Origin of the sequence: Allobosea rubneri, from assembly GCF_032464875.1 — a bacterium.
GTDB classification, from domain to species: domain Bacteria; phylum Pseudomonadota; class Alphaproteobacteria; order Rhizobiales; family Beijerinckiaceae; genus Allobosea; species Allobosea rubneri.
In genome coordinates this window covers 1-5,985 of record NZ_JAWDID010000102.1, presented here as the reverse complement: position 1 = coordinate 5,985, position 5,985 = coordinate 1, and the positions used below count along the sequence as shown (strand labels likewise).

2 protein-coding genes are annotated in these 5,985 nt (G+C 68.1%); one reads left to right on the top strand and one right to left on the bottom strand.

The annotated features are described in order from the left end of the window. Nucleotides 1-3,161, bottom strand: a 3,161-nt coding sequence (locus RKE40_RS29185; RefSeq protein ID WP_316021667.1) for a class I SAM-dependent DNA methyltransferase, incomplete at its 3' end; no start/stop codon positions are given. A gap of 138 nt (nt 3,162-3,299) precedes the next feature. Here RKE40_RS29185 and uvrB point away from each other — a divergent pair. Further along, a partial coding sequence (uvrB, locus tag RKE40_RS29180) for an excinuclease ABC subunit UvrB (RefSeq protein ID WP_316021666.1) occupies nt 3,300-5,985 on the top strand: 2,686 nt, incomplete at its 3' end.

Genomic DNA, 5,985 nt, shown 5'->3' with positions numbered 1-5,985 from the left:
CCCCCGCCCTCCCCGAAGCGCGGGCGCTGATAGTCCGGCCGCAGCCAGCGCACCGCGCCGCGCGCCTCCTCGCCCCGCCGCTCGCGATTGAGGGCGATCAGACGGGAAAGGACCTCCTCCACACCGGCATCGACCGGCCAGCCATAGACCGCGGCCACCGCGGCATCGATGGTGTCGTGATGCTCGCCGAGGATCAGGACGAGGCCGCGATCGCGGACATCCTCCTCGCCGGGCGTCAGCGGCAGGCCGGCCCGGATCTTCTCATGGACATTGTAGAGCCCGGTCAGCGTCAACCCGGGATTCGCCGCGAGCACCTGCTTGCGCAAGGCGTCGAGCGCCTCGGCCGGCTCGCGGATCGCCTCTTTCTGACTCTCCGTGGCGTCGGGGAAGGGAAAAGGATCGAAGCAGCGCGATTTGGAATAACGGGGATCATTGCCGATGCCGAGCCAGCCACCGGCGCGCAACGCCCAGAGCTGATGGATGCGCGAGGACAGCACGCCGAGATGGAAGGCGTCCGAGAGCGCGACCGCGATGACCATGTTGTCTGGCAGGATCGACTGGTCGAGGAACTGGAAGACGCGATGCTTGGCGGTTTCGACCGTGGCGATGTAGCGCTGCAGGCCCGCGAGCGCCGGCCGCAATTCGCGACGCGGCTCGCCAAAAACCCACCAGAGATCGCGATAGGACTGCCGGTTGTTGGCGTCGCGCCCGATCAGCCTACCGGTCGCGTCCTTTACCTCCTTCACCGTCAGCTTGATGTGCTGGTAGACCTCCGGGAAGCGCTCGCGGACCTCTCCGGCGTCGAGCCCGAACAGGTCGATGACGAGGGCGCCGCGCGGGCGGGCGGCGAGATCGCGCCCGTTCCGATAAGGCCGGATATGCGCTTCGAGCCCGGGACGCCGGCCGAGGCCGAGCCCCGCCGCCTCTGCCGGCGAGACAATGAAGCCCGCCCCGTGCAGCTTGACGCCGGGCGAGCACATCGCCTCGTTGCCCAGCAAGGACTGGGCACGCGAAGCGTCGGCGCCGATGGTGAGGTCGGCATTGATCCGGCCCGCCCGTTCGGCGAAGCCGATCTGCGGCTGATCGCTGTCGAGGCCCGTTTCCGAGATGACTTCGAGCAGGCGCCCCTCATGTCGGCCGGCAGCGGCCACCGTCATGGCGATGCGCACCGCGGCGGCGTCCTTGCCGGCCTTGGTCCAGGGATGGTCGGCCACCGCCAGCAGCAACGAAACCGGGTTTTGCGCATCCAGATGCCGCTCGACGGTGCGGCGCTGGAAGAGCTGCGTGATCGAATTGGTGGTGACGAAGCCGAAGCGCCGCAGCACCGTGCCCGGCTCTGTGAGCAGCGCGGCGGCGCGGTCCCACCAGTACATGACGAGGTCGGCGCTCTCGTTCATCTGGGGCCAGGCGAGCCGCAGCGCCGCCACATAGCCGTCGCCGAGCCGGCCGCGCAGGTCCTTGCCGCCGATGAAAGGCGGGTTGCCGACGATAAAATCCGCCTCCGGCCAGGGCGGCGGACGCGGATTGGCCGGCGCGACCTCGCGGCCGGCTTCCACAGAAGGCACCGGCCAGTCGTCCCAGGTCAGCAGCGCATCGCCCGGCGCGATCTGCGCCAGCTTCCGCAGGATCGGCTCGCGCGGCGCGTAGGCCCGCGTCCGCAGATGCCATTGCAGATAGCCGATCCAGAGCATCAGATCGGCGATCGCCACCGCCCGGCGATTGGCGTCGATGCCGAAGAACTGCCCCGGCCCGACGCCGCGTTCGGCGAAGCCGCCGAGATGCTCGACCGCGCCGAGCTCGGCGGCGGTCTCGAGTACCTCGCCCTCGAGCCGCTTCATCAGATCCTGGGCGACATGCAGGAAATTGCCGGTGCCGCAGGCGGGGTCGAGCACGCGCGTCTTGCAGAGCCGCGTGTGAAAGGCCTCGACCAGCGCCAGCGCCGCCCGCGCGCTGCCGCCATCGCGCGCCTGCTGGGCCGCGCCGAGCACGGCTCGCCAGTCGTCGCGCAGCGGCGCGATCACGGTCTCGACGACCAGACGCTCGACATAGGCGCGCGGCGTGTAATGCGCGCCGAGCCTTGCCCGCTCGGCCGGCTCCAGCGCCTGTTCGAGCAATGCGCCGAAGATCGCCGGTTCGACCAGGCTCCAATCGTGTTCGGCCGCCGCCAGCAATTCGGCGATGCCGTCCCGGCCGAGCGCGAAGACCTGCGGCTCGGCGAACATGCGGCCGTTGAACTGCTTTATCTGCGCCCGCACCGCCGAGGAATAGTCGCCGCGATCCATCGCCCGCCAGAGATCCTCGACCAGCGGCTTGAAGCTCTTCGGCGCCTCCAGGCATTCGCGCAGCAAGCGCTTGAAGCTGTCGCGCGGGATCAGGCCGACATCCTCGGCGAACATCGTGAACAGGCAGCGCATCAGGAAGAGCGCGACATCCTCGGCGTCGTAGCGCCGTTCGAGCGCCTTCGAGACGGCGGCGAGCCGCAGTGCGATCTGGCGCGTCGCGAGCGCCGCATGGCGGGCGGGGTCGAGCGAGCCGGGATCGGACCAGATCCCGGCGATCCGGGCCCGGATCGCCGGGTCGCGGAGATCGTCGAGATAGACGCGGAAACGGTGCCGGTCGGGAAACTGGGCGTAGTTCTTCCCCTGGCCGGAAAAGTCGGCATAGAACTCGAAGCAGTGCCCGACATCGCAGAGGATGACGAAGGGCGGCCAGCCATGCGAGGCCGGCAGAGCCCGGGCATAATGCTCGGCCTGGCGCTTGGCGTGCAGCATCATGACGTCGAGCGAGCGGTCGGCGCCGCGACGACCACGCGGCACGGCCGAGGGCTCATCCGCCCCGTCCCCGGCCAGCAGGATCTCCTTGCGCTGGCCCTTGAGGCGGCTCTGCTTGGCTTCGAGCACGAAGCAGGACTTCTTATAGAGGTCGATGCGGCCGGTGCCGGCCGTACCGGCGTCATCGTGGAACGCCACCGGATATTCGAAGCGATAGGTCACCGCCTCGGCATCGCTGGTCGGCGGAAGCGGCGTCTCGGCGCCGATCAATCGGCAGAACTCGGTCAGGAACTGCGCATAGGCGGCCCGCTCCGCACCCTCCGAGACACGCCATTTCGCGATGAAGGCGTCGACGGCCGCCGCATCGGTCCCAGCCCCGCCCCCCGGCATGGCCGCTCCCATTGATTGCATCACCTAATAATACAACTAATGCGAGCAGATCGTCTCCTGTCAACTCCTGTCATCAATCGAGAGGGAGCGCGTCCCTGCCCCCTCGCATCGGCGGCGATCTGCGCCCATATTGCGGCCATGCCAAAGCGCCCCGATGCCAGCTCCGACACCGCCTCGCCCGAGGCGGAACGCCCCGCCGCCAAGGCCAAGCCCGCGAAGAAGCCGGCGAGCGCCCGCACGCCCAATTCCAAGGCGACGAAGCCTGATCTGAAGCCGCTGGAGGGCTATCTCGCCGATCTGCTCAACCCGGCGATCAACCGCGGCACGGCGGTGCCGGGCGGCGCCTCCGGCTTCAAGGACACGCCGCAGGCCGGCTACGAGGCGCGGCCGGGCGAGGCCGGCGAGGCCAAGAAGCGCAAGCTCTCCAAGAAGGCCGACGCCGCCTTTGCCGGCTCGGATGGCGAGACCGCGGCCTCGCTGACGGCGCAGTCGCTGCAGACGCTGCTGGAGACCGGCAGCCCGTTCATCGAGCCCGGCAAGCCCTGGACGCCGCACCGGCCCGAACGCCCCGAGAAATCGGAAGGCGGCGTGCGTTTTCAGATGAAGAGCGATTTCTCTCCATCAGGGGACCAGCCGACCGCGATCGCCCATCTCGTCGACGGTATCAGCCGGCAGGAGCGCGACCAGGTGCTGCTCGGCGTCACCGGCTCCGGAAAGACCTTCACCATGGCCAAGGTGATCGAGGAGACGCAGCGCCCCGCGCTGATCCTCGCGCCGAACAAGACGCTGGCGGCCCAGCTCTACGGCGAGTTCAAGAGCTTCTTCCCCGACAACGCGGTCGAGTACTTCGTCTCCTATTACGACTACTACCAGCCCGAGGCCTATGTGCCGCGCTCGGACACCTATATCGAGAAGGAATCCTCGATCAACGAGCAGATCGACCGGATGCGCCATTCGGCGACGCGCTCGCTGCTCGAACGCGACGACGTGATCATCGTCGCCTCGGTCTCCTGCATCTACGGCATCGGCTCGGTCGAGACCTATACGGCGATGACCTTCTCGCTGAAGCTCGGCGAGCGCATCGAGCAGCGCCAGCTGATCGCCGACCTCGTGGCGCTGCAGTACAAGCGCGTCCAGCACGATTTTGCGCGCGGCACCTTTCGGGTCCGGGGCGACACGGTCGAGCTCTACCCGGCCCACTATGAGGACCGCGCCTGGCGCATCGGCCTGTTCGGCGACGAGATCGAGAGCATCTCGGAATTCGATCCGCTCACCGGCCAGAAGACCGGCGAGCTCGAATTCATCAAGGTCTACGGCAATTCGCACTACACCACGCCGCGGCCGACGCTGAACCAGGCGGTGAAGTCGATCAAGGAGGAGCTCAAGGGCCGGCTCGACGAGCTCAACCGCATGGGGCGCTATCTCGAGGCGCAGCGGCTCGACCAGCGTTGCACCTTCGACATCGAGATGATCGAGGCCACCGGTTCCTGCAACGGCATCGAGAACTATTCGCGCTATCTCACCGGCCGCAAGCCGGGCGAGCCACCGCCGACCCTGTTCGAGTACCTGCCCGACAACGCCCTCGTCTTCACCGACGAAAGCCATGTCACGGTCCCGCAGATCGGCGCGATGTACAAGGGCGACTTCCGCCGCAAGGCGACTTTGGCCGAATACGGCTTCCGCCTGCCCTCCTGCATGGACAACCGGCCGCTGCGCTTCGAGGAATGGGACGCGATGCGCCCCGCCTCGGTGCATGTCTCGGCGACGCCCGGCTCATGGGAGATGGAGCAGACCGGCGGCGTCTTCACCGAGCAGGTCATCCGCCCGACCGGGCTGATCGATCCGCCGGTCGAGATCAGGCCGGCCAAGCACCAGGTCGCCGACCTGCTCGACGAGGTCAAGGAGGTCACCGAGAAGGGCTACCGCACCCTCGTCACCGTGCTGACCAAGCGCATGGCCGAGGACCTGACCGAATACCTGCACGAGAACGGCGTGCGCGTGCGCTACATGCACTCCGACATCGACACGATCGAGCGCATCGAGATCCTGCGCGACCTGCGCCTCGGGACGTTCGACGTGCTGGTCGGCATCAACCTGCTGCGCGAGGGCCTCGACATTCCCGAATGCGGCTTCGTCGCCATTCTCGACGCCGACAAGGAAGGTTTCCTGCGCTCGGAGACCTCGCTGATCCAGACCATCGGCCGCGCCGCGCGCAATGTCGACGGCAAGGTCGTGCTCTATGCCGACCACATCACCGGCTCGATGGAGCGGGCGATGGCCGAGACCAATCGCCGCCGCGAGAAGCAGCTCGCCTACAATGAAGAGCACGGCATCACGCCGCAGACGGTGAAGAAGAACATCGGCGACATCCTCGGCTCGGTCTATGAGCGCGACCATGTCACCGTCGATCGCGGGCTGGTCGAGGCGCCGGTCGCCGGCCACAACCTGAAAGCTGCGATCGCCGATCTCGAAAAGCGCATGCGCGAGGCCGCCGCCGACCTCGAATTCGAGACCGCCGCGCGCCTGCGCGACGAGATCAAGCGCCTGCAGGCGACCGAGCTCGCCATCGCCGACGACCCGCTCGCCCGCCAGAGCGATGTCGAGGGCAGCGCCGGCAAATACCAGGGCGAGCGGTCCTACGGGGCGAGCGCCAACCTGCCGACCCGCGCCCGCAAGCCGACCGACGCCGATATGGGCCCGCACAATTGGGGCGGGGGCGAAGCGAAGCCGGTCGCGCGCGTGGCGCGACCGCGCAAGCCCGGGCTCGACGAAATGGGCCCGGTGCCGGAGTCGCGACCCAAGGGGGCGGGGGAGAGACGAGGGA